General features: G+C 40.9%; 1 protein-coding gene and 1 pseudogene. Both read right to left on the bottom strand.

Features of this window, described 5'->3' with window-relative positions; all coding sequences use genetic code 11:
- Positions 1-402 (bottom strand): annotated as a pseudogene (locus A1019T_RS11880) (RNA-guided endonuclease InsQ/TnpB family protein); the annotation flags it as partial.
- Between the two features lie 70 nt (positions 403-472).
- Positions 473-836 (bottom strand): helix-turn-helix domain-containing protein (locus A1019T_RS11885; RefSeq protein ID WP_244156660.1); only part of this gene is annotated, 364 nt, incomplete at its 5' end.

The following is an 836-nucleotide window of genomic DNA, read 5'->3' on the forward strand; positions in this document are numbered from 1 at the left end:
TTTAGATAGGGATAGCTGTAGGGTTGATTTAAGTGCTTTCTTTCCCGTTTGTCTTGTGCTTAGATACTTGATAGCAGACTTTTTAAAAGGTATCCAGCCCAGTGATTTACGTTTGGCATCAGGACGATTGGTACGCCAGTTAAGCTTGGCTTTTTTAAATTGTTTTCGGGCCTTCGCGTGAGTCTCATTGATAGCTTGTAAGGTTTGACTGTGTAATCCTAAATACTCACCGCTACCTTTGGTATACTCACTTAGATCATAAGCACTAAAAAACTTACCAGTACGGTTTAAATGCTCAAAGCACAGCGCATTGACATAGTTCCACACAAAGTTTACTGAACCGCTTAGCTGATTCAGCTCTTTTATGTGTTTGTCTTTAATGCGTAGCTTGAGTGTTTTCATATACTTAGTATGCCGAGGTTAATTTCAACTTACAACCTTTTAAACACTACTTACGACACTACATGTCGCCTTATATCCACCCCCTGAAGTGGGTGGTTTTACGGCGACCGGTGATAAAATCTCTTAACTGACAGGCATTAAGTTGTGGGGCACATTTCGTCACCTCAAGCATGAATGGGTACTTATCACGCTTAATGGCGTTTAATTGTTTGCGTAGCTTGCCTTGGGTAGGCTTTAGTAATTTGCTTTCATCAACATCAATACCCATAATATGACAAGCATCACGATAGGCTTTATCTTGAGCATACTGTCGTTGCCACTGAGCTAACGCCCAATTATAGGCAAGACGAGCTATACCGCAAGCCTTAGCAAAGTAAGTGGCTTGCTTGTTGTTTGGAGTAAGCTCAATAATATGGCCTCGTATCATTCTAAAC

This window comes from Psychrobacter piechaudii (assembly GCF_900162825.1).
In the GTDB taxonomy this organism is placed as follows: domain Bacteria; phylum Pseudomonadota; class Gammaproteobacteria; order Pseudomonadales; family Moraxellaceae; genus Psychrobacter; species Psychrobacter piechaudii.